Consider the following 21,795-nt stretch of genomic DNA (forward strand, 5'->3'; position numbering starts at 1 on the left):
TGCCGGCAAGGGCCGATAATCGCCGCGGCGACCGAGCGGGACGCGCTGCGCCCAACCGGCGCTTCGAGCCCCCAACCTGCATGAGGGACAAGCATGAATTACGAGACGAACGAGACGATCCTCTACGACATGAAGGACGGCATCGCCGAAATCCGGCTGAACCGCCCGCAGCGGCTCAACGCCGTGACCCGGCAGCTGTATGACGAACTCAACGCGGCGCTGAGCCGCGCCGAAGCCGACCGGGAGGCGCGCGTCGTGCTGCTCACCGGCGAAGGCCGCGCGTTCTGCGTCGGCGCCGACCTCAAGGAACACCAGGCGGGCCGCACGCCGTTCGAGCGCCGCCAGTACCTGCAGGGCGAGCAGAAAGTGTGCAGGCGGCTGCTGCAGCTCGGCAAGCCGGTGATCGCCGCGGTCAACGGCTTCGCGCTCGGCGCCGGAGCCGAGATGGCGATCGCTTCGGACTTCGTGCTGATGGCCGAAAGCGCGCAGATCGGCCTGCCGGAAATCTCGATCGGCAACTTCCTCGGCGGCGGCGTCACCTACCTGCTGCCGCGCCTGGTCGGGCTGGCGAAAGCGCGCGAGCTGGTATTCCTCGGCGAGCGCATCGGCGGTGCGGAAGCCGTGCGCATCGGGCTCGCGAACCGCGCGCTGCCCGACGAAGGCTTCCTCGACGCCGCGCGCGACTTCGCGCACCGGCTCGCGGGCAAAGCGCCGTTCTCGATGCAGCTCGCGAAGGAGCAGCTGAACATGGCGGCCGAGCGCACGCTGGACGCCGCCTTGACCGCCGAACTCGAAGGGATGATGTTCGTCGGCACGACGCGCGACTGGCAGGAGGGCGTGGACGCCTTCGCCGAAAAGCGCGCGCCGGTTTTCCGGGGAGAATGACATGGAGCTCGCCCCGCCGTTGCCCAGAACCAGCCCGCTGCACGATTTCCTCGCCCCCGGCTCGATCGCGATCATCGGCGCCTCGACCGACCCCACCAAGCGCGGCTACAAGGCGATGGTCGGGCTGATCAAGGATGGCTACCCGGGCGCGATCTACCCGATCAACCCGAAAGTGGACAATGTGCTCGGCGTCAGGACCTACGCGACGCTCGACGACATCCCCGGCCCGGTCGACCTCGCGCTGATCTGCACGCCGGCGGCGACAGTGCCGGGCCTCGTCGCCGATTGCGGCCGGAAAGGCGTTAAGGGCGCGGCCATCCTCGCGAGCGGTTTCCGCGAGACCGGCCCGGCCGGCGCGCGGCTCGAACAGCAGGTGCTGGCCGCGGCACGCGAAGGCGGCGTGCGCATCATCGGGCCCAACACCTCGGGCATGTTCAACCTGCACAAGAAGGTCAATCTGCTCGCACTGGCGAACGTCAAGCCGGGCAACATCGGCTTCATCTCGCAGTCCGGCAACATGCTGCTGTCGCTGGTGCTCGAAGCCGAGCACAACGGTCATGTCGGTTTCAGCACCTATGTCGGCCCGGGCAACCAGACCGATATCGGCTTCAACGACTATCTGCGCTACCTCGGCGAGGATCCCGACACGCGGGTCGCGACCTTCTATGTCGAAGGCTTCCGCGACGGCCAGCGCTTCCTGCACAACGCGCGCGAGATCACTGCCGTCAAGCCCGTCGTCGTGTACAAATCGGGCGCGACCGAGCAGGGCAAGAAGGCGGCGAGTTCCCATACCGGCGCGCTCGCCGGCAGCTACGCGATGACCGTCGACCTGCTGCGCCAGGTCGGCGTCAGCGTCGTGCAGCATTCGAACGAGATCCTGCCGGTCGCCGAAGGGCTGGGCCTGTTGCAGCAGGCGCCGGGCAAGCGCGTGGCGGTGGTCTCGGACGGCGGCGGCCAGGCGACGATCGCCTCCGACCGCCTCGTCGAAGCAGGGCTGGAGCTCGCGGAACTGGGCGAGGCGACGAAAAAGCGCCTCGGCGCGATCCTGCTGCCGCAGGCTTCGCTGGTGAACCCGGTGGACGTGGCCGGCAGCAGCGACGCCAACCCTGCGCTGCTCGCGGAGTGCATGGCGATCGTCGCCGACGACGACAACGTCGACGCGGTGTTCCTCGTCGGCATGTTCGGCGGCTACCACATCCGTTTCGCGGAGGACCTGCTCGGCGGCGAAATGCGCGGCGCCGAGTCGATGATCGAGCTCGCGCGCCGGATCGACAAGCCGGTCGTCGTGTATAGCCTGTACACGCCGGTCAAACCGCCAGCGCTGCGCCGCCTGCACGAAGCCGGCCTGCCGGTGTACACGTCGATCGAATACGCGGTGCGCGTCCTCGCGGCGCTCGGCGAACGCGGCGTGTATCTCAGGGATGCCGCAAACCAGGCGCCGCTGCCGGCAATGATGCCGAACGACGCGACACTGGCGATCTTCGCCGCCGCCCAGGCGGAGGCCCGCGACCTGTTCGAGTTCGAAGCCAAGACGCTGTTGCGGGCGCACGGCGTCGCCGTGCCGGCCGAAGCGCTGGTCCACGCTGTCGACGAGCTCGACGACGTCGCCGCCCGCTTCGGCGACCGGCCGCTCGTGATGAAAGTCGTGTCGAAGGACATCCTGCACAAGTCTGACGCCGGCGGCGTCAGGCTGAACCTGCGCGGCAAGGCGGCCTTGCGCGAAGCCTTCGACCAGATCATCGGCTCCTGCCATGCGTACAAACCCGCCGCCGACATCAAGGGCGTGCTCGTCACGCCGATGGCGCGCAAGGGTATCGAAGTCATCATCGGCGTCAGCCGCGACCCGATCTTCGGCCCGGTGCTGATGTTCGGCCTCGGCGGCATCTTCGTCGAGATCCTCGAAGACGTCGCTTTCCGCGCGATTCCGCTGTCGCGTTATGCCGCCCGCTCGATGGTCGATCAGATCCGGGCGCGCCGGATCCTCGAGGGCGCGCGCGGCGAAGCGGCCGTCGACAAGGAAGCGCTCGTCGACCTGCTGCTGAAAGTGTCGAGCATCGTCGCCGCGTATCCGCAACTCGCCGAGCTCGATCTCAACCCGGTGATCCTCTACGAGGACGGCTACGCGATCGTCGACGCACGCGTGATCGTCAACCAGGCCGTGCTGAACCCGAAGGACGATGCCTGACGACGCGGGCGGCCTTCACCGAGGCGCGGCGCTGCGCCGCAAACCCCGGGCGTGACGAGGACCGACGCCAAATCGCGAGCCGGAGCTTGGTATTGCGGCGCAAGCCCTTACACTCCCACCCTCCGGAGGGGGCCCATCGCACTGCCGGCCTGTTCGCCCCCCGTACATGTTCGGCGCCCTGCGCCGGACAGTTTTTCTTCCGCAGGTTTTCAAAGGTTATTCGATGCACCCCGTCCACGATGTTGATGCGCTCCTCTTGCTCGCCCTGGCCCTGTCTTCGAAACGACGGCCGGCCGAACTCGCCGAAATCATGGCCGCGGCCGATCTGATCCAGGGCTCCATTCCTTCCGAAACGAAACTGGGCGACGCTTTTCACCGCCTCTCGACACACGGCCTGATCAATGAGGTGGACGGCCGCTTCACGCTGACGCCGGACGCGCAGAAGATCATGGCCGGCCAGCCGAGAAAAGCCGAAACGGCAGAACGCATCTTCAGCGTGCGGGAAAAGCTCTCGGCGTACGAGCCCGCGGGGAAACACGCCCCGATCGTGCTCACCGGGGAGCAACTGGCGCAAGCGATCCTCGCGCACCGCAGCGCCGGACAAGGCGCGGGCAAGAACATGCTGGTGCCGAAACCCAAGACCGTGGACGACGACAAGCGTCCGGACAAGCGCCCCGGTCAATGGCGCCGTCCTTTCGCGTCGCGCAAACGCAAGGCTTGAAGAGTTTCGTCCTGCACGGCCTGCAGAGGGAACTCGCTCGCGCGCCCGAGTCCTGTCAATGCGACTGCTGGATGCCGGCGACGACCCAGCCGCGGCTGCCGTCGAGGGCTTTCGCGAGATGCCACCGTTCGTCGAACTCGGCCGGCGCCGCCCCCGCTTCTTCGCGGATCAGGCCGTGGAAACGCACGCTGACGAGGTGACGCTGCGCCTCCTCGGCGTAGCCGATGACGTCGGCATGCAGGTCGACCACTTCGGTGCGCTGGACGGCGTCGCCGCGCTCCTGGATCTGCATTTGCAGTTCCGCAAACATCTCGGGCGTGACGAACTCGCGCAGGTCGTCGAGGTTGCGCGCGTCGTTCGCCGCCTGCAGCCGCACGAAGTTGAGCTTCGCCTGACGCACGAAGGCCTCCGCATCGAAACCCGCCGGAAGCATGCCGGCGCCGGAATGCGCAGCCGCCGCCACAGCCGGTGCCCCTGAAGCCTGGGCGGGCATCGCGACCGTGCCGCCGCCCGCCCCCGCTCCGGCGTACTGCATCGCCGGCGCTGTCGAGCGTTTGCGCATCACGAGACGGAAGACGGCGAAGGCGGCCATCGCCAGCAGCGCGATCATCAGGATGTTCGCAAGTCCTTCGCCCATGCCCAGATGCGAAGCGAGCGCCGCGAGACCGAGGCCTGCGGCAAGGCCGGCCAGCGGACCCATCCAGCTGTTCTTCTTCGCGGCCTGCCCCGCCGCCGCGGCGGCATTCGGGGCCGTGTCGGCGCTACGGGCCATCGGCGCGGCCGGAGCCTGCGTCGTCGCATCACGCTGGGTGCCGAAGGATTTCCCGCTGCCGAGACGTTTTGCCTCGGCGTCGGGCAGCGTCACGCCCACGCTCAGCACAAGGGCGAAAAGGGTGAAGAAAAAGCGTTTCATGTAGCAGGCACTCCTGTGGGTGGAATTCGGGAAAACTGCAGGGCGCGATCCGCGTTCGCGGCGGATCGATCGCCCGTCATGCGGCGTACGTGCGCCGGTATTGCCGCTCGAGCCGTCGCGCCGCGCCTTTCAATGCGTCATCGATCGACTGCAGCCAGTCGCGCGCGATCGCGCTGACCACGACATCCCGCGTGCCGACCACCTTCAGCCTGACCTCGCAGCGCTTGTCCGGGCTTCCGGCCTCCCGCTCCAGGTCGGACAGGCGCACGGTCGCATGAGGAACTAGCCAGGACAGGCGGCGCAACGCAAAGCGCAGCCGGGCCTCGATCGCGTTCCTCAACCGCATGCCGGCAGCGCGGCCGGATTCGATTTGCACCTCCATCGCAATCCTCCAGTTGGGTGATGACCGGACGACGATAGTTCACATCCAACTTCCTTTGAAGCTTAATTTGGCGTAGCTTCACTTCGTAAAAAAGGAAGTCAACGATGCATCCCATCAACTTTCGCCATCTCTACTATTTCTGGGTCGCATCGAAGGAAGGCGGGATCGCGCGCGCCGCGGAGCGCCTCGACATGGCGATTCAGACCGTCAGCACGCAGGTGCGGGAGCTCGAGCATTCGCTCGGACACGCTCTTTTCCGCTCCGCGGGCCGCGGCGTCGAGCTCACCGAAGCCGGCACGACCGCCGTGCGCTACGCCGAGCAGATTTTCCAGCTCGCCGAAGCGCTGCCGGAGGCGGTGCGGGAAGCGGCCGCGGAGCCCGGCATCCGGCTCAGCGTCGGCATCGCCGACAGCCTGCCGAAGCTCGCGGTACGGCACCTGCTGCAGCCGGCGGTGCAGACTCCCGGCCTGCGGCTGCTGTGTCACGAAAGCAGCTTCGACGATCTGCTCGCCGACCTCGCCCGTCACCGGCTCGACGTCGTGCTCGCCGACCGCCCGGCACCGACGAATCCGAACCTCAGGGTGTTCAGCCATCGCCTCGGAAAAGCTTCGCTCGCGTGGTATGCGCCGGCGACGCTGCTCGACGGTCGCGAAGGCGACTTCCCGGCCTGCCTCGCGCATTTGCCGCTGCTGCTGCCGACGACCCACTCCGCGGTCCGCGCGCGACTCGACGACTGGCTCGCGCGGCATGCAATCCGTCCGAAGATCGTCGGAGAATTCGAGGACAGCGCGCTCCTCGCCACCTTCGGCGAAAGCGGGCTGGGCGCTTTCCCGGCACCCGAATGGTCGTTCGACGAACTGCCGCGGGCACGCGGACTCACGCTGCTCGGGCGCTGCCCGGACGTCGTCGAACATTTCTATGCAATCCTCGCGCACCGCAAGGTCGAACACCCGGTGGTGCGCAAACTGCTGCTTCCCGCCGAGCGGGTCTGACATCCGATTCCTGAGACGTTCGCTTCCAATTCCGCTTCCCCCGGAATCGGAATCGTCACCGGCGGTTCGGCGGCAGCGACGCAACAGCGAGGCCGCAACCGCGGCCTCGCAGCGACTACTGCATCCGGGTTCAGGTGTTGCCGCGGCTCGAACCACCCTGCCCTTGACCTTGACCGGGCTGCCTTTGGGTGCCCTGGCTTTGCTCTTCCTGCCTGTGGCCACCCTGCCCGCCTTGTCCTTGGCCGGGTTGCCGCTGAGTACCCAGGCCCTGCTCGTGCTGTTGCTGACCGCCCTGACCGCCTTGGCCCTGGCCGGGCTGCTTCTGGGTCCCCTGGCTTTGCTCCTGCTGCTTTTGACCGCCCTGGCCGCCCTGGCCCTGGCCGGGCTGCTGCTTCTGGATGTCCTGCTGTTGCTGCTCGCCCTGGTTCTGACCACGCTGGTTCTTCTGTTCCATGATTTTCTCCATGCACAGGGGCGACGGGAAACGTCGCCTGTTGAACTGGTAGCAATGCACGGGCCCGGGAACGCGGAGGTTTCCTCACTGCATGCCGCGGCCCCCGCTCGACCTGCGGTCAGGACTGCCCGGGCCGTGGCGTGAACTCCTGCCCCTTGGCCTCGAGCGAGCGGATCAGGCCGTCGATCCCGCCGAGGCGTATCTGCTGCGAGAACGTCCCGCGATAATTCGTCACGAGACTGACGCCGGTGACGACGATGTCGAAGATCTTCCAGCCGTCGGCGCGCTGCTCGAGGACGTAGTCGACGGTCACCGGCTGCCCTCCCGGCTGGCGGATCTCGGTCTGGACCTTGACGATCTTGTCCGACGGACTCGCGCGCAGCGGGCGAACCTCGACGGTCTGGTCGCGATACTGCGTCAGCGCATTCGAATAGGTCCGCACCAGCATGTTGTAGAACGCGTCCATCAGCCGCTTCTGCTGCTCGGGCGACGCATCGCGCCAGTCGCGCCCGACTGCCAGCATCGTCATTCGCCGGAAGTTGAAGTGCGGCAGCACCACCTGTTCGACGAGCCCGACGACCTGCGTCGTTTCGCCCGCGCGAAGCGACTCGTTGGTCTGGAGGATTTCCAGCACATCGCCGGAGAGCTTGTCGATCAACTGGTCGGGAGCCGGCCCGCCGGCCGAAACGCCGCTCGGCAGGAACGAGAGAACCGAGATGTACAGCGCCAAGAAAGTCGATTTCATGTTTATTACCTCATCGTGAGCAGGGCCGGGAGCGGAATCGTTCCGGACATGCGGGTCAATCAGAGCCGCCCGGCAGCCGAGCGCTCGTCACTTGCGGGTTGCGTCGCGGCAGGCACGAGCGATGCCTCCTCGTCGGGTTCGAAATCCTCGTATTCCATCGGCGGCTTGCCGTCGTGCACCTTGGCGCGGCGCTGCTGCAGATGGAAATTGCGGGTAAAGGTGTATTTGTCCAGCGTGCCTTCGTCGAGCGTCTTCTCGAACCCGAGCAGGCGCGCGCGTTTGTCGGCAATGCGCAGGCCGGCCAGCGTGTTGCGCGTCGGGACGTGGGCCATCCGCCACACCGGATCGCCTGCGCCATCGAGCGGAAGCGCCGCCGCGTCGCGCAATGTGCTCGGGCCGAAAAACGGCACGATGAAATACGGCCCTTCGCCCACTCCCCACACGGCGAGCGTCTGGCCGAAATCCTCGTCGTTCTTCTGCAGCTCCAGCTCGGACGCGACATCCAGCAGTCCGAAAATTCCGAACGTCGAGTTCACGAGGAAACGCGCCCAGTCGGACAAGCCGGCGCCGACCTTGCCCTGGAGAATGTTGTTGAAGCCGATCCAGATATCCGCGAGATTGCCGAAGAAATTGCCCACGCCGGTCTGCACGGGGGTGGGCGCGAACGTGTCGTAGACGGTCGCGAGCGGCCGGGCCACCGCCTTGTCGACCCGCTCGTTGAAGCTGAACACCGCCTGGTTGTAGCGCTCGAGCGGATCCTCCGGGTTGCGCGGCACGCTCGCACATCCGCCCGCGATCAGGACCGCACAGGCGATGAGCAGCGCAAACGCCCGGGACCGCGAGTGGAATGCTCTCATGCTGATCTCTTCTTGTTCCGTTCATCACTTCAAAGGGGAAGGTGCCGGGTTTCTCACAGCCAGATACATGCCAGAACGTGCAAGCCGTTGATTAGCAATATATTGCGTAGGAAAGCCAGGAGATGCACGATAGTGCACGGATGATGCGGACGTTCAATTCTGAACGTTAAGCGTTCAGTGCTGAACGTTCAGCCCGGCGCCAGCGGGAGTTTGGTGAGCTGAACCGGGCATCGGTCGTCGCGGCCGGCCGCAAGCCGCCCGGCCGGCCCGTCGACCGCCTCGGGAAACACCCAACTGAAGTCCAACACCTGCCTTGTGGTTCGACGGCGCCGCCCGTCCTCGGCAACGCCGACGCAAAAACGGCGGCCGGACAGAAGCCCGGCCGCCGTTGCGTTGCTGAAAGTCACGACTCGGGTTCAAGAGCAAGCCGGGCGTGGCTCTGCACCGGCGTGCGCTGAATCCGGATCTCGATGCCTGTGCTTAACGGGTCGTCCCGCGATCGGTCGGAGAGGTGTCCTCCCGCGTCGCATCCGGAGTCGACGGGCTGCGCATGGTGTCGCCGGCGCCCGGCGTGGTGGTGGCCGGCGAGGACGGTGTCACGCTGCGTGACTTCGACTCGTCCGTTTCGAACGCCGAAAATTCGCTGATCGGACGGTCTGTCGGTTCGAGCTCGACATACTGCTCCGATTGGTACTCGGGCTTCGCCTTCAGCTCCTCCTCGGTGGCGCTGATGTGCAGCTTGCCGTCCCGGTAACTGAGTTGATCGAGCGGCACCGCGACCTCCTTGTCGCCCATCCCCATCACGCCACCGGCAGAAATTACTACCTGGATGTTCCGTTCGTCACGGCTGCGCACCACTTCCTTCACGGAGCCGATCTCTTTGCCGGCCTGGCTGACGACATCCTTGCCTTCCAGCTCACGCGGCGTCATGTTCTGCAGCTGGGTGGCCGCGGCGGTACTTCCGGTTCCGGCTGCCGCGCCGGTCTTGTCCGACTGGTGCATCTGCTGCGACGTCCCTGATTCGGAGGACTTGTAAGTTTTATCGCCTTCCGCCCATACGGGCGAGGCGACGAATACGGCAATCGCACTGGCTATCAGCGACTTGCGATAGATCGGGTTCATGTCACTCTCCTCTGTCAAGGTTCTTGATCCGACCGGTCCACCCTGCGCAGGTTACGCAGGGCTCGGCGCCGGTCCGAGGCGAGCGTTGCAAAAACCGCTCCCGCCTCCGCAACGCGGCGGAGCGGTTTCAGCTTCAATGCCGGGTTTTCGACTTCAACTGGTCAGAACAGCGCCCGTTCGAAGCCCTCACTCCACCGTCACCGACTTCGCGAGGTTTCGCGGTTTATCCACGTCCGTGCCCTTGACGAGCGCCGCGTGGTACGACAGCAGCTGCAGCGACACGACGTGCAGCACCGGCGACAGCATGCCGTAGTGTTCGGGCATCGGCAGGATGTGCACGCCTGCGGATTCGGCGATCTCGCTGCCGGCGTCGGCGAAGACGTAGAGTTCGCCGCCGCGGGCGCGCACTTCCTGCAGGTTTGATTTCAGCTTTTCGAGCAGCTCGTCGGCCGGCGCGATCGCGATGACCGGCATGTCGCGGTCGACGAGCGCGAGCGGGCCGTGCTTGAGCTCGCCGGCGGCGTAGGCTTCGGCGTGGATGTACGAGATTTCCTTGAGCTTCAGCGCGCCTTCCATCGCGATCGGCCAGTGGCGGCCGCGGCCGAGGAACAGCGCGTGATGCTTGGCCGCGAAGCGCTGCGCCCAGGCTTCGATCTGCGGTTCGAGTTCGAGCACTTTCTGCACTGCGACCGGCAGGTGGCGCAGCGCGATGAGGTAGCGCGCCTCCTCGGCTTCGGGCAGGCGGCCGGCGAGCTTCGCGAGCGCGAGCGTCAACAGCGCGAGCGCAGCGAGCTGGGTCGTGAACGCTTTCGTCGACGCGACGCCGATCTCCGGTCCGGCGCGGGTGATGAAGCGCAAGCAGGCTTCGCGCACGATCGCCGACTCCGGCACGTTGCAGATCGCCAGCGTGCGCGTCATGCCGAGGCTCCTCGCGTGCTTCAGCGCGGCCAGCGTATCGGCGGTCTCGCCGGACTGCGAGATGACGACGACCAGCGTGTCGGGGTCCGGCACCGATTCGCGGTAGCGGTATTCGCTCGCGATCTCGACGGTGCACGGCACCTTCGCGACCGACTCCAGCCAGTAGCGCGCGACGAGGCCGGCGTGGTAGCTCGTGCCGCACGCGAGCACCAGCACACGGCGCACGCCGCCAAACACCTCCGCGGCCTGGCTGCCGAACAACTGCGGGCTGATCGAACCGCCGCCGGCGATGATCTCGAGCGTGTTCGCGAGCGCCTGCGGCTGCTCGAAGATTTCCTTCTGCATGTAGTGGCGGTACGGGCCGAGCTCGACCGCGTCGGCCGACAGGCTCGACACGTGCACGTCGCGCTCGACCGGCGTGCCGTCGGGCCGGACGATGCGATAAGCACCGACGCGCAGCTCGGCGAGGTCGCCGTCCTCGAGATAGATCACGTTGCGCGTCACTTGCAGCAGCGCCGCGGTGTCGGATGCGGCGTACATGCCGCTCTCACCGACGCCGAGCAGCAGCGGCGAGCCGCGTCGGGCGACGATGACGCGCTCGGGCTCGGCTTCGGCGATGACGCCGATCGCGTAGGCGCCGACGAGCTCGTTCGTCGCCAGACGCACCGCTTCGAAGAGGTCCGCGCCCGATTCGAGCTTGGCGTGGACCAGATGGGCAATCGCTTCGGTGTCGGTCTCGGATTCGAAATGGTAGCCGCGCGCCTCGAGCATCTCCTTGATCGCCTCGAAGTTCTCGATGATGCCGTTATGCACGACCGCGAGCCCGCCGGAAATGTGCGGATGCGCGTTGCGCTCCGACGGCACGCCGTGCGTCGCCCAGCGCGTGTGGGCGATGCCGACGGTGGCCCGGAGTTCGTTCGACCCGGCGAGCGCGGCCAGTTCGGCGACGCGGCCGGTCGAACGCAGGCGCTTCAGCCCGTCGCCGAGCACCGCGAGGCCGGCCGAGTCGTAGCCGCGGTATTCGAGCTTGCGCAGGCCTTCGAGGAGGACCGGGACGACGTTGCCGGTCGCGATTGCCGTGACGATGCCGCACATGGTTATTTTTCCGCCCGTTTTTTGACCGGCCGCTTCCAGCCGGGAATGCTGATCTGTTTCGCGCGCGACACCGTGAGCTGGTCTTCGGGCGCATCCTTCGTCAGGGTCGTCCCGGCCCCGAGCGTCGCGCCGCGGCCGACCCGCACCGGTGCGACGAGCTGGGTGTCGGAGCCGATGAAGACGTCGTCCTCGATCGTCGTGCGGTACTTGTTCGCACCATCGTAGTTGCAGGTGATCGTGCCCGCGCCGACATTGACGCGCCGGCCGATGTCGGCGTCGCCGATGTAGGCAAGGTGGTTGGCCTTGGAGTCGTCCGCGATCGCGCTGTTCTTGACCTCGACGAAGTTGCCCAGATGAACGCCGTCGCCGAGCGTCGTGCCCGGGCGCGTGCGCGCATACGGCCCGATGGCGCAGTCGCGCCCGGTCACGGTGTCCTCGACGTGCGAGAACGGCGCGAGACGGGAGCCTGCGCCGATGCGGGCGTTGCGGATCACGCAGTTCGCGCCGATCTTCACGTCGTCGGCGAGCTCGACGCGGCCTTCGAACACGCAATTGACGTCGATCTCGACGTCGCGGCCGCATTTGATCTCGCCGCGCACGTCGATGCGCGCCGGGTCGAACAGCGTGACGCCGTCCTCCATCAGCCGCGTCGCGATGTTGCGCTGGTGGATGCGTTCGAGTTCGGCGAGCTGCGGCTTGCTGTTGACGCCGAGCGTCTCCCACACCGCATCCGGCTGCACGGTGGTGACCTCGACGCCTTCGGCGACCGCCATGCCGATGATGTCGGTGAGGTAGTACTCGCGCTGCGCATTGTCGTTGCCGAGCCGCTCGAGCCAGCCGCGCAGACGCGCGACCGGAGCGACGAGGATGCCGGTGTTGACCTCGCGCACGCGGCGCTCGTCGGCGCTCGCGTCCTTTTCCTCAACGATGCGCACGACGCGCCCCGCGGCATCGCGCAGGATGCGGCCGTAGCCGGCCGGATCGGGGAGTTCGACCGTCAGCAGCGCGAGGCGCTCGCCGCCCGCGGTGGCTTCGAGCCGGCGCAGCGTCGGCACGCCGATCAGCGGCACGTCGCCATACAGCACCAGCGCCATGTCGCCGTCGGTCAGATGCGGCAAGGCCTGCAGCACCGCGTGGCCGGTGCCCAGCTGCGGCTCCTGCAGCGCCCACTGCACGCCGGCGTGCTGCAGCCGCGTCCGCACCGCTTCGCCGCCGTGGCCATGGACGACGCAGATGCGGCGGGCCTCCAGCGTTTGCGCTGCGGCAATCACATGCTCCAGCATCGGCCGGCCGGCAATCGGCTGCAGCACCTTGGGCAATGCCGATCGCATTCGCTTGCCCTGCCCCGCGGCGAGAATCACGACTTCCATGAACACTCCGGTAAGCGTCAAAAACCGCGCGGATTCTATCACGCAGCCCCGCCCGGCCCGGCTACCATCTGCGTTGCGGATACCGCATGCGGCATTTTTGCCGCACCGCACCAACAATAATCGCGAATGTCGCATGACGCCTGAACGCGCCCGCTAGAATTCCGCTTTTGCACCGCCAAGAGGACAGCACCGATCATGACGCAAGCCGCCCCCCAGTTCATCCAGAACCGCGTCTTCGACGAGATCCAGGTAGGCGATCGCGCGGAGCTGGTGCGCACGCTGCGCCCGGATGACATCCATCTGTTCGCGATCATGTCCGGCGACGTCAATCCGACCCACGTCGATACCGAATACGCGCGCTCCAGCCAGTTCCGCGAAATCGTCGGCCACAGCATGTGGGGCAGCACGCTGATCTCGACCATCCTCGGCACCGAGTTCCCCGGTCCCGGCACCGTCTATGTTTCGCAGGGGCTGAATTTCTCGCGCCCGATCACGATCGGCGACACGCTGACGATCACCGTGACCTGCCGCGAGAAGTTCGAGCACAACCACCACATCGTCTTCGACTGCCTCGCGCTCAACCAGGACGGACTGAAAGTCATCGACGGCGTCGCCGAAGTCCAGGCGCCAACCGAAAAGGTCAGGCGGCCGCGGATCATGCTGCCGGAAGTGACGATTTCCGACCGCGAACTGCGCTATGGCCACCTGTTGTCGATCACCGCCGGCCGCGCGCCGATCCCGATCGCGGTGGCTCATCCGTGCGACGCGGAGTCGCTGCGCGGCCCGCTGCAGGCCGCCGCGGCAGGACTCGTGGTGCCGGTGCTGGTCGGCCCCGAGGCGAAGATCCGCGCCGTCGCGGAACAGGAAGGGCTGGATCTGAAAGGTTTTCGCATCGTCAATGTCCCGCACAGCCACGCCGCCGCCGAAGCGGCCGTCCGGCTTGCGCGCGACGGCGTCGTCGAAGCGCTGATGAAAGGCTCGCTGCACACCGACGAGTTGATGAGCGCGGTGCTGTCGAAAGTCGATGGATTGCGCACTGCGCGCCGCGTCAGCCACGTCTTCATCGCCGACGTGCCGACTTACCCGCACCCGCTCCTGATCACCGATGCGGCGATCAACATCGAGCCGACCCTCGAAGACAAGGCCGACATCGTCCAGAACGCGATCGACCTCGCGCACGTTCTCGGGCTCGCCGAGCCGAAGGTCGCGATCCTGTCGGCGGTCGAGACGGTGACCTCGAAGCTGCGCTCGACGATCGACGCCGCGGCGCTGTGCAAGATGGCCGACCGCGGCCAGATCCGGGGCGGCCTGCTCGACGGGCCGCTCGCCTTCGACAACGCGATCTCGCTCGTCGCGGCCAAGACCAAGGGCATCCACTCGCTGGTCGCCGGCAACGCCGACATCCTCGTCGTGCCCGACCTCGAATCCGGCAACATGGTCGCGAAACAGCTCGAATATCTCGCCAACGCGCTGATGGCGGGCGTCGTGCTCGGCGCGCGCGTGCCGATCGTGCTGACCAGCCGCGCCGACACCGCCGAGACGCGCACCGCGTCGTGCGCGATCGTGCAACTGATGGCGCACAAGAAGCGCGAGGCGAGACTCGCATGAAAGCGATCCTGGTCATCAACGCGGGCTCGAGCAGCGTCAAGTTCGCGTTGTACGCGACCGAACCGGAACTGGCCGCCAAGCCTGCGCTGTCGGGGCAGATCGAGGGAATCGGCGCGACGCCGATGCTGTCCGCGCAGGACGCCGCGGGCCTTCACTACCGCGAACCGGTGCATACCGCCGGGGGACAGGCCGAGCAACATCGCGACGCCCTCAACCACTTGTTTTCCTGGCTCGCTGCGCACAACCCGACGCTCGACATCGTCGCAGCGGGGCACCGCATCGTGCATGGCGGCGAACTCCACAGCGCGCCGGTGCGGCTGAACGAGTTCGTGCTGCGCGACCTCGACAGCTTCGTGCCGCTCGCGCCGTTGCACCAGCCGCACAACCTGCGCGCCGTGCGCGCAGTGGCCGTGCTGTTGCCCGGCATTCCGCAGGTCGGCTGCTTCGACACCGCTTTCCATCGCACGCAACCCGCGCTCGCGCAGGCGTTCGCGCTGCCGCGAGCGATCACCGCTCGCGGCGTCAAGCGCTACGGCTTCCACGGCCTGTCGTACGACTACGTCGCTCGGCAGCTGCCCGACGTCATCGGCGCCCGCGCGAGCGGCGCGGTGTTGATTGCGCATCTGGGCAACGGTGCGTCGATGTGCGCGCTGCGCGACGGCAGGAGCATCGCCTCGACGATGGGTTTCACCGCCGTCGACGGCCTGATGATGGGCACGCGCACCGGCAGTATCGATCCGGGCGTGCTGCTGTACCTGATGGAACAGCAGCACATGGACGCGAAGGCGCTGACGAACCTGCTGTACAAGGAATCCGGGCTGCTCGGCGTGTCCGGCATCAGCCAGGACATGCGCACGCTGCTGGCGTCGCCGGCGCGCGAAGCGAAAGAAGCGGTCGACCTGTTCTGCTATCGCATCGCGCGCGAGATCGGCTCGCTCGCAGCCGCGGCGGGCGGGCTCGACGCGCTGGTATTCACCGGCGGCATCGGCGAACACGCCGCACCGGTGCGCACGCAGGTCGCGGAACTATCGGCGTGGCTCGGCGTGAAAATCGATGCGCAGGCGAACGCCGCCCACGCCACCCGCATCGACGCCGCGGACAGCCGCGTCGCGGTCGCAGTCATACCGACGAACGAGGAACGGATGATCGCGCGCTACACGGCCGAAGTGCTGAAACTGTAGGCGCCGCCGGCCGCCAGCTACACAAACGACAGGGGCGACCCGCAGATCGCCCCTTTCATCACCGCACGTGCGCCGCTCGCCTCAGCGCGGCAGCACGCTCTCGCCCATCAGGAACTGGTCGACTTCGCGCGCGCATTGACGGCCCTCGCGCCCTGCGGGCCGGTCGGCCCGCATTCGTCCACTCCCCGCCCGTGGGCGGTCCGCGTCGTTCAGCGTGGAAGGACGCTCTGCCCCATGAGGAACTGGTCGACTTCGCGGGCGCATTGACGACCCTCGCGGATCGCCCACACCACCAGCGACTGCCCGCGGCGCACATCGCCCGCGGCGAACACTTTCGGCGACGTCGTCGCATAGCAGCCTTCGCCGTCGGTCGTCGCCTTCGCGTTGCCGCGGCCGTCCCGGTCGACGCCGAACGCTTCGAGCAGGCTGCCCACCGGGTTCGTGAAACCCATCGCGAAGAACACCAGGTCCGCCCTGACGTCGAATTCCGAGCCCGGCACTTCCACCATCCGGCCGTCCTTCCATTCGAGGCGGACCGCCTTGAGGCCTTCGACCTTGCCATTCTTGCCGAAGAAAGCTTTCGTCGCGACCGCGAAGTCGCGCTCGCAGCCTTCCTCGTGCGACGACGAGGTGCGGAACTTGATCGGCCAGTACGGCCACGTCAGCGCCTTGTTTTCCTGCTCCGGCGGCATCGGCATCAATTCGAACTGCGTCACGCTCGCCGCCCCGTGGCGGTTCGACGTGCCGACGCAGTCGGAGCCGGTATCGCCGCCACCGATGACGACGACGTGCTTGCCGGTTGCCGAGATCGGGTTCGGCGCGCCGCCGGCGACCGCCTTGTTCTGCGGGATCAGGAATTCCAGCGCGAAATGCACGCCGTCGAGTTCGCGCCCGGGGACCGGCAGGTCGCGCGGCACTTCGGATCCGGCGGCGAGAATCACCGCGTCGAATTCCTTTTTCATCGCCTCGGCACTGACGACTTCCTTCGCGTCACTGGCGATGCCGGCGGGCAGGTCCGCCGAGCCGATGACGACGCCGGTACGGAAAGCCACGCCCTCGGCCTGCATCTGCTCGACGCGCCGGTCGATCAGCGACTTCTCCATCTTGAAGTCGGGAATGCCGTAGCGCAGCAGGCCGCCGATGCGGTCGTTCTTCTCGAACACCATGACATCATGCCCGACGCGCGCGAGCTGCTGCGCAGCGGCGAGGCCGGCCGGGCCGGAGCCGACGACCGCGATCTTCTTGCCGGTCTTCGACTTCGGCGGACGCGGCTGCACCCAGCCCTCTTCCCACGCCTTGTCGATGATCGCGTGCTCGATCGACTTGATACCGACCGGGTCGGCGTTGATGTTCAGCGTGCAGGCGGCTTCGCACGGCGCCGGGCAGATGCGCCCGGTGAATTCCGGGAAGTTGTTCGTCGAGTGCAGCACTTCGATCGCCTGACGCCACTGGTTGCGATAAACGAGATCATTCCAGTCCGGAATGATGTTGTTCACCGGACAGCCGGTGTTGCAGAACGGGATGCCGCAATCCATGCAGCGTGCGCCCTGCACCGCCGCCTGTTCGTCGCTCAGGCGCATGACGAACTCTTTGTACTTCTTCACCCGCTCCGCAACCGGCTCGTAGGCCTCGGAAAGACGCTGGTACTCCAGAAATCCGGTGGGCTTCCCCATTTTTTATGCGGCCTCCAGTTGCTTCTGCTTCTGCGCGGCCATCTCGGCCAGCGCCCGACGATATTCATGCGGCATCACCTTGACGAACTTGCAGCGCCAGGCGGTCCAGTTTTCGATGATCTCGCGCGCATGCGCGCTGCCGGTGTAGCGCACATGACGCTCGATCAGGCCCTTCAGGATCAGTTCGTCGCCCATCTCGAGATGGTCGATGTCGACGCGGCCGTGCGTTTCGAGGTCGTCACCGGACTCCGAGCCCTTGCGCGCTTCGAAATCCTCCGGCAGCGGCTCCAGCGCGACCTGCGCCATGTTGCAGCGCTGCTCGAAGGTCCCGTCCTCGTCGAGCACATACGCGACGCCGCCCGACATGCCGGCAGCGAAGTTGCGCCCGGTGGGCCCGAGCACGACGACCGTGCCGCCGGTCATGTATTCGCAGCCGTGGTCGCCGACGCCCTCGACGACCGCGGTCGCGCCCGAGTTGCGCACCGCGAAACGTTCGCCGCCGACGCCGGAGAAATACGCCTCGCCTTCGATCGCGCCGTACAGCACGGTGTTGCCGATGATGATGTTCTCGGTCGAGGCGCCGCGGAACGACGCCTGCGGACGCACGATGACGCGCCCGCCCGACAGCCCCTTGCCGACGTAGTCGTTGCCTTCGCCGACGAGTTCGAGCGTCACGCCGCGCGCAAGGAAAGCGGCGAAGCTCTGGCCCGCCGTGCCGGTCAGCGTGACATGCACGGTGTCGTCCGGCAGGCCGGCGTGGCCGTACTTCGCCGCGACGCGGCCCGACAGCATCGCGCCGACGGTGCGGTTGATGTTGCGCACCGGCAGCTCGATGCGCACCTTCTCGCCGCGCTCCAGCGCCGGCCGGGCAAGCTCGACGAGGTGGTTGTCGAGCGCCTTTTCGAGACCGTGGTCCTGCGTCTCGACTTGGCGGCGCGACACGCTCGCCGGCACGTCCGGGCGATGGAAGATGCGGCTGTAGTCGAGGCCGCGCGCCTTCCAGTGCTCGATGCCTTTCTTCATGTCGAGCAGGTCGACGCGGCCGATCAGCTCGTCGAACCTGCGGATCCCGAGTTCGGCCATCAGCTCGCGCACTTCCTCGGCGACGAAGAAGAAGTAATTGACGACGTGTTCGGGCTGGCCGGTGAAGCGCTTCCGCAGTTCCGGATCCTGCGTCGCGACGCCGACCGGACAGGTGTTCAGGTGACACTTGCGCATCATGATGCAGCCTTCGACGACCAGCGGCGCGGTCGCGAAGCCGAACTCGTCGGCGCCGAGCAAGGCGCCTACGACGACGTCGCGCCCGGTCTTCATCTGGCCGTCGACCTGCACGCGGATGCGCCCGCGCAGGCGGTTGAGCACCAGCGTCTGCTGCGTCTCGGCAAGGCCGAGTTCCCACGGCGAGCCGGCGTGCTTGATCGAACTCCACGGAGAGGCGCCCGTGCCGCCGTCGTGGCCGGCGATCACGACGTGGTCGGCTTTCGCTTTCGCGACACCGGCGGCGACGGTGCCGACGCCGATTTCGGACACCAGCTTGACCGAGATCGACGCGGCCGGATTGGCGTTCTTCAGGTCGTGGATCAGCTGCGCCAGGTCCTCGATCGAGTAGATGTCATGGTGCGGCGGCGGCGAGATCAGCCCGACCCCCGGCACCGAATGGCGCAGGAAGCCGATGTACTCGCTGACCTTGTGGCCGGGCAGCTGGCCGCCCTCGCCGGGCTTGGCGCCCTGCGCCATCTTGATCTGGATCTGGTCGGCGTTGACGAGGTATTCCGCGGTGACGCCGAAACGCCCGGAGGCGACCTGCTTGATCGCCGAGCGCAGGCTGTCCCCGGCGTGCAGGTCGAGGTCGCGCGCGACGCGGCTTTCGCCGATGAGCTGCGACATGCGCATCGCCTGCGCGACCGGCTTGAAGCGCATCGGGTCCTCGCCGCCTTCGCCGGTGTTCGACTTGCCGCCGATGCGGTTCATTGCCACCGCCAGCGTCGTGTGCGCCTCGGTCGAGATCGAACCGAGCGACATCGCGCCGGTGGCGAAGCGCTTGACGATCTCCTTCGCCGGCTCGACCTCGTCGAGCGGGACCGGGGCCGCCGCGGGCTTGATCTCGAACAGGCCGCGCAGCGTCATGTGGCGCCGGGTCTGGTCGTTGATCAGCTTTGCGTATTCCTTGTAGGTGTCGGTCTTGCCGGAACGCGTCGCATGCTGCAGCTTCGCGATCGCGTCGGGCGTCCACATATGGTCGTCGCCGCGCACGCGGTAGGCGTAATCGCCGCCGGCGTCGAGCATGCCAACGAGCACCGGGTCATCGCCGAAAGCCCGCTTGTGCAGGCGCAGCGCCTCTTCCATGACCTCGAACACGCCGATGCCTTCGACCTGGCTCTTCGTGCCGGTGAAGTACTTGTCGCACAGCGCCTGCTGCAGGCCGACCGCCTCGAAGATCTGCGCGCCGGTGTAGGACATGTAGGTCGAGATGCCCATCTTCGACATCACTTTCATCAGGCCCTTGCCGATCGCCTTGACGAAATGCTTGATCGCCTTTTCGCCCGCCTCGGCCGGGTTCGGCTGCTGAGCGGCGAGCTGCTGCAGCGTCTCCAACGCGAGGTACGGATGCACCGCCTCGGCACCGTAACCGGCGAGCACCGCGAAGTGATGGACTTCGCGCGCTGTGCCGGTCTCGACGACGAGGCCGGCACGCGTGCGCAGGCCTTTCGTCACCAGATGCTGGTGGATCGCGGACGTCGCGAGCAGCGCCGGGATCGCCGCGGTCTGCGCGTCGATCTTGCGGTCGGACACGATCAGGATGTTGAAGCCTTGCAGCACCGCGTCTTCAGCTTCGGCGCACAGCGTGGCGAGCCGCGCCTCGACGCCGTCCTTGCCCCACGCGACCGGGTAGCACACGTCGAGCTCGGTCGAGCGGAAGCGGCTGTCGGCGTACGCGGCGATGTTGCGGATCTTCGCCATGTCGGCGAAGTCGAGCACCGGCTGCGTGACTTCGAGGCGGTACGGCGGGTTGATCTCGTTGATCTCGAGCAGATTCGGCCGCGGCCCGATGAAGGACACGAGCGACATCACGAGCTGCTCGCGGATCGGATCGATCGGCGGGTTCGTGACCTGCGCGAAGAGCTGGCGGAAGTAGCTGTAGAGCGTCTTTTCCTTCGCCGACAGCACCGCGAGCGGCGAATCGTTGCCCATCGAGCCCGTCGCCTCTTCGCCGGTCTTGCCCATCGGCTCGAGGATGAACTTGATGTCCTCCTGCGTGTAGCCGAACGCCTGCTGGCGGTCGAGCACCGATGCGGGGCACTGCGGCGCGCCGGCGTCGGCGGGCGCCTGCAAGTCGTCGAACTTGATGTTGATGCGCTGGATCCACTCGCGGTAGGGCTTCGCCGTCGCCAGCGACTCCTTGAGCTCGCGGTCGTCGATGATGCGGCCCTGCTCCAGGTCGATCATGAACATCTTGCCCGGCTGCAGGCGCCATTTCTTGACGATCTTGCTGTCCGGGATCGGCAGCACGCCGGATTCGGACGCCATGACGACGAAATCGTCGTCGGTGACGAGGTAGCGCGCCGGACGCAGGCCGTTGCGGTCGAGCGTGGCGCCGATCTGGCGGCCGTCGGTGAAGGCGACCGCGGCGGGGCCGTCCCACGGCTCCATCATCGCCGCGTGGTATTCATAGAACGCGCGACGCCGCTCGTCCATCAGCGTATGCGACTCCCACGCTTCCGGGATCATCATCATCATCGCGTGGGCGAGCGAGTAGCCGCCCATCACGAGCAGTTCGAGCGCGTTGTCGAACGACGCCGAGTCGGACTGGCCGGGGTAGATCAGCGGCCAGATCTTCTCGAGATCGGCGCCGAGCAGCGGCGAGGACACGCCTTTCTCGCGCGCGCGCATCCAGTTGTAGTTGCCGCGCAGGGTGTTGATTTCGCCGTTGTGCGCGATGTAGCGGAACGGGTGTGCGAGGTTCCACTTCGGGAACGTGTTCGTCGAGAAGCGCTGGTGCACCAGCGCCAGCGCGGAGACGGCGCGCGGATCGGCCAGGTCGTCGTAGTATTCGCCGACCTGGGTCGCGAGCAGCAGCCCCTTGTAGTTGATCGTCCGCGCCGACATCGAGACGACGTAGAACTCCTTGCCGTGCTTGAGGTGCAGCGCATTGACCGCGTTCGCGGCGCGGCGGCGGATGACGTAGAGCTTGCGTTCGAGGGCGTCGGTGACGGTGATGTCCGGACCTCGGCCGATGAAGACCTGCCGCATCACCGGCTCCTTGGCCTTCACGGTCGGCGACATCGGCATATCGCGATTGACCGGCACGTCGCGCCAGCCGAGGACGACCTGGCCTTCGGCGCGTACCGCGCGGCGGATCTCTTCCTCGCACGCGAGGCGCGAAGCCTGTTCTTTCGGCAGGAACACCATGCCGATGCCGTACTCGCCGGCGGGCGGCAGCGTCACGCCCTGCTGCGCCATGTCCTCGCGGTACAGCGCATCGGGGATCTGGATGAGGATGCCCGCGCCGTCGCCCTGCAGCTCGTCGGCGCCTACCGCGCCCCGGTGATCGAGATTCTTGAGGATCTCGAGCCCCTGGGTGATGATTTCATGGCTCTTGTTGCCCTTGATGTGGGCAATGAAACCCACGCCGCAGGCGTCATGTTCATTGGCCGGGTCGTACAGACCCTGCTTTTGGGGGAGATCCATCTCGT

17 protein-coding genes are annotated in these 21,795 nt (G+C 66.9%); 6 read left to right on the forward strand and 11 right to left on the reverse strand.

The annotated features are described in order from the left end of the window. Positions 1-93: 93 nt before the first annotated feature. The 3 genes from GO606_RS10025 (at position 94) to GO606_RS10035 (ending at position 3,791) form a co-directional block, all read left to right on the forward strand. The gene (locus GO606_RS10025; protein WP_169117385.1) at positions 94-885 is read left to right on the forward strand and encodes an enoyl-CoA hydratase/isomerase family protein; all 792 of its coding nucleotides are present in this window, start codon (positions 94-96) and stop codon (positions 883-885) included. Position 886: 1 nt separating this feature from the next. Next, entirely contained in the window at positions 887-3,070 is a 2,184-nt protein-coding gene (locus GO606_RS10030) for an acetate--CoA ligase family protein (RefSeq protein ID WP_169117384.1), read from the forward strand. A 166-nt stretch (positions 3,071-3,236) separates the two neighbouring features. Continuing rightward, positions 3,237-3,791, forward strand: coding sequence for a hypothetical protein (locus tag GO606_RS10035; protein WP_246979473.1), 555 nt, complete (start codon positions 3,237-3,239; stop codon positions 3,789-3,791). A gap of 55 nt (positions 3,792-3,846) precedes the next feature. Here the strand turns inward: GO606_RS10035 and GO606_RS10040 are convergent, their stop codons facing one another. Continuing rightward, entirely contained in the window at positions 3,847-4,704 is an 858-nt protein-coding gene (locus GO606_RS10040) for a Tim44 domain-containing protein (RefSeq protein ID WP_169117383.1), read from the reverse strand. Between the two features lie 76 nt (positions 4,705-4,780). After that, positions 4,781-5,086: an HPF/RaiA family ribosome-associated protein gene (locus tag GO606_RS10045; protein WP_169117382.1), complete on the reverse strand. Its 306-nt coding sequence runs from the start codon at positions 5,084-5,086 to the stop codon at positions 4,781-4,783. A 104-nt stretch (positions 5,087-5,190) separates the two neighbouring features. Here GO606_RS10045 and GO606_RS10050 point away from each other — a divergent pair, with 104 nt between their 5' ends. Beyond that, the gene (locus tag GO606_RS10050; RefSeq protein WP_169117381.1) at positions 5,191-6,078 is read left to right on the forward strand and encodes a LysR family transcriptional regulator; all 888 of its coding nucleotides are present in this window, start codon (positions 5,191-5,193) and stop codon (positions 6,076-6,078) included. A gap of 130 nt (positions 6,079-6,208) precedes the next feature. On the opposite strand, the gene GO606_RS10055 is transcribed toward GO606_RS10050, so the two are convergent. The 7 genes from GO606_RS10055 to glmU form a co-directional block, all read right to left on the reverse strand. Then, a complete protein-coding gene (locus tag GO606_RS10055) occupies positions 6,209-6,532 on the reverse strand; it encodes a hypothetical protein (protein ID WP_169117380.1) in 324 nt (107 codons plus the stop codon). Positions 6,533-6,650: 118 nt separating this feature from the next. Next, a complete protein-coding gene (locus GO606_RS10060; RefSeq protein WP_169117379.1) occupies positions 6,651-7,277 on the reverse strand; it encodes an MlaC/ttg2D family ABC transporter substrate-binding protein in 627 nt (208 codons plus the stop codon). Positions 7,278-7,336: 59 nt separating this feature from the next. Next, the gene (locus GO606_RS10065; RefSeq protein WP_169117378.1) at positions 7,337-8,134 is read right to left on the reverse strand and encodes an MlaA family lipoprotein; all 798 of its coding nucleotides are present in this window, start codon (positions 8,132-8,134) and stop codon (positions 7,337-7,339) included. A gap of 188 nt (positions 8,135-8,322) precedes the next feature. After that, complete coding sequence (locus GO606_RS10070; RefSeq protein WP_169117377.1) at positions 8,323-8,541, reverse strand: hypothetical protein; 219 nt, start codon at positions 8,539-8,541, stop codon at positions 8,323-8,325. A gap of 73 nt (positions 8,542-8,614) precedes the next feature. Then, positions 8,615-9,256 (reverse strand): PRC-barrel domain-containing protein, encoded by a 642-nt coding sequence (locus tag GO606_RS10075; protein WP_169117376.1) that lies wholly within the window; start codon positions 9,254-9,256, stop codon positions 8,615-8,617. A gap of 186 nt (positions 9,257-9,442) precedes the next feature. Then, positions 9,443-11,269 carry a glutamine--fructose-6-phosphate transaminase (isomerizing) gene (gene glmS, locus GO606_RS10080; RefSeq protein ID WP_169117375.1) on the reverse strand — a complete coding sequence of 609 codons (1,827 nt, stop codon included), beginning with the start codon at positions 11,267-11,269 and terminating at the stop codon, positions 9,443-9,445. A 2-nt stretch (positions 11,270-11,271) separates the two neighbouring features. Next, positions 11,272-12,639 carry a bifunctional UDP-N-acetylglucosamine diphosphorylase/glucosamine-1-phosphate N-acetyltransferase GlmU gene (gene glmU, locus GO606_RS10085; RefSeq protein WP_169117374.1) on the reverse strand — a complete coding sequence of 456 codons (1,368 nt, stop codon included), beginning with the start codon at positions 12,637-12,639 and terminating at the stop codon, positions 11,272-11,274. A 195-nt stretch (positions 12,640-12,834) separates the two neighbouring features. Here glmU and GO606_RS10090 point away from each other — a divergent pair, with 195 nt between their 5' ends. Beyond that, positions 12,835-14,247 (forward strand): bifunctional enoyl-CoA hydratase/phosphate acetyltransferase, encoded by a 1,413-nt coding sequence (locus tag GO606_RS10090; protein WP_169117373.1) that lies wholly within the window; start codon positions 12,835-12,837, stop codon positions 14,245-14,247. Beyond that, positions 14,244-15,428, forward strand: coding sequence for an acetate/propionate family kinase (locus tag GO606_RS10095; RefSeq protein WP_169117372.1), 1,185 nt, complete (start codon positions 14,244-14,246; stop codon positions 15,426-15,428). The genes GO606_RS10090 and GO606_RS10095 overlap by 4 nt, the downstream gene beginning before the upstream one ends. A 209-nt stretch (positions 15,429-15,637) precedes the next feature. Here the strand turns inward: GO606_RS10095 and GO606_RS10100 are convergent, their stop codons facing one another. Continuing rightward, a complete protein-coding gene (locus GO606_RS10100; RefSeq protein ID WP_169117371.1) occupies positions 15,638-17,101 on the reverse strand; it encodes a glutamate synthase subunit beta in 1,464 nt (487 codons plus the stop codon). Positions 17,102-17,104: 3 nt separating this feature from the next. After that, positions 17,105-21,790, reverse strand: a complete 4,686-nt coding sequence (locus GO606_RS10105) for a glutamate synthase-related protein (RefSeq protein ID WP_169117370.1) — start codon at positions 21,788-21,790, stop codon at positions 17,105-17,107. Positions 21,791-21,795: the final 5 nt, after the last annotated feature.

It is taken from the genome of Aromatoleum anaerobium (assembly GCF_012910705.2).
Lineage (GTDB): Bacteria > Pseudomonadota > Gammaproteobacteria > Burkholderiales > Rhodocyclaceae > Aromatoleum > Aromatoleum anaerobium.

What these genes read in the sequence shown, in the direction of transcription:
- GO606_RS10025 (WP_169117385.1), top strand. Translation starts at nt 94, where the DNA reads ATGAATTACGAGACGAACGAGACGATCCTCTACGACATGAAGGACGGC.
- GO606_RS10030 (WP_169117384.1), top strand. Translation starts at nt 887, where the DNA reads ATGGAGCTCGCCCCGCCGTTGCCCAGAACCAGCCCGCTGCACGATTTC.
- GO606_RS10035 (WP_246979473.1), top strand. Translation starts at nt 3,237, where the DNA reads ATGTTCGGCGCCCTGCGCCGGACAGTTTTTCTTCCGCAGGTTTTCAAA.
- GO606_RS10040 (WP_169117383.1), bottom strand. Translation starts at nt 4,704, where the DNA reads ATGAAACGCTTTTTCTTCACCCTTTTCGCCCTTGTGCTGAGCGTGGGC.
- GO606_RS10045 (WP_169117382.1), bottom strand. Translation starts at nt 5,086, where the DNA reads ATGGAGGTGCAAATCGAATCCGGCCGCGCTGCCGGCATGCGGTTGAGG.
- GO606_RS10050 (WP_169117381.1), top strand. Translation starts at nt 5,191, where the DNA reads ATGCATCCCATCAACTTTCGCCATCTCTACTATTTCTGGGTCGCATCG.
- GO606_RS10055 (WP_169117380.1), bottom strand. Translation starts at nt 6,532, where the DNA reads ATGGAACAGAAGAACCAGCGTGGTCAGAACCAGGGCGAGCAGCAACAG.
- GO606_RS10060 (WP_169117379.1), bottom strand. Translation starts at nt 7,277, where the DNA reads ATGAAATCGACTTTCTTGGCGCTGTACATCTCGGTTCTCTCGTTCCTG.
- GO606_RS10065 (WP_169117378.1), bottom strand. Translation starts at nt 8,134, where the DNA reads ATGAGAGCATTCCACTCGCGGTCCCGGGCGTTTGCGCTGCTCATCGCC.
- GO606_RS10075 (WP_169117376.1), bottom strand. Translation starts at nt 9,256, where the DNA reads ATGAACCCGATCTATCGCAAGTCGCTGATAGCCAGTGCGATTGCCGTA.
- glmS (WP_169117375.1), bottom strand. Translation starts at nt 11,269, where the DNA reads ATGTGCGGCATCGTCACGGCAATCGCGACCGGCAACGTCGTCCCGGTC.
- glmU (WP_169117374.1), bottom strand. Translation starts at nt 12,639, where the DNA reads ATGGAAGTCGTGATTCTCGCCGCGGGGCAGGGCAAGCGAATGCGATCG.
- GO606_RS10090 (WP_169117373.1), top strand. Translation starts at nt 12,835, where the DNA reads ATGACGCAAGCCGCCCCCCAGTTCATCCAGAACCGCGTCTTCGACGAG.
- GO606_RS10095 (WP_169117372.1), top strand. Translation starts at nt 14,244, where the DNA reads ATGAAAGCGATCCTGGTCATCAACGCGGGCTCGAGCAGCGTCAAGTTC.
- GO606_RS10100 (WP_169117371.1), bottom strand. Translation starts at nt 17,101, where the DNA reads ATGGGGAAGCCCACCGGATTTCTGGAGTACCAGCGTCTTTCCGAGGCC.
- GO606_RS10105 (WP_169117370.1), bottom strand. Translation starts at nt 21,790, where the DNA reads ATGGATCTCCCCCAAAAGCAGGGTCTGTACGACCCGGCCAATGAACAT.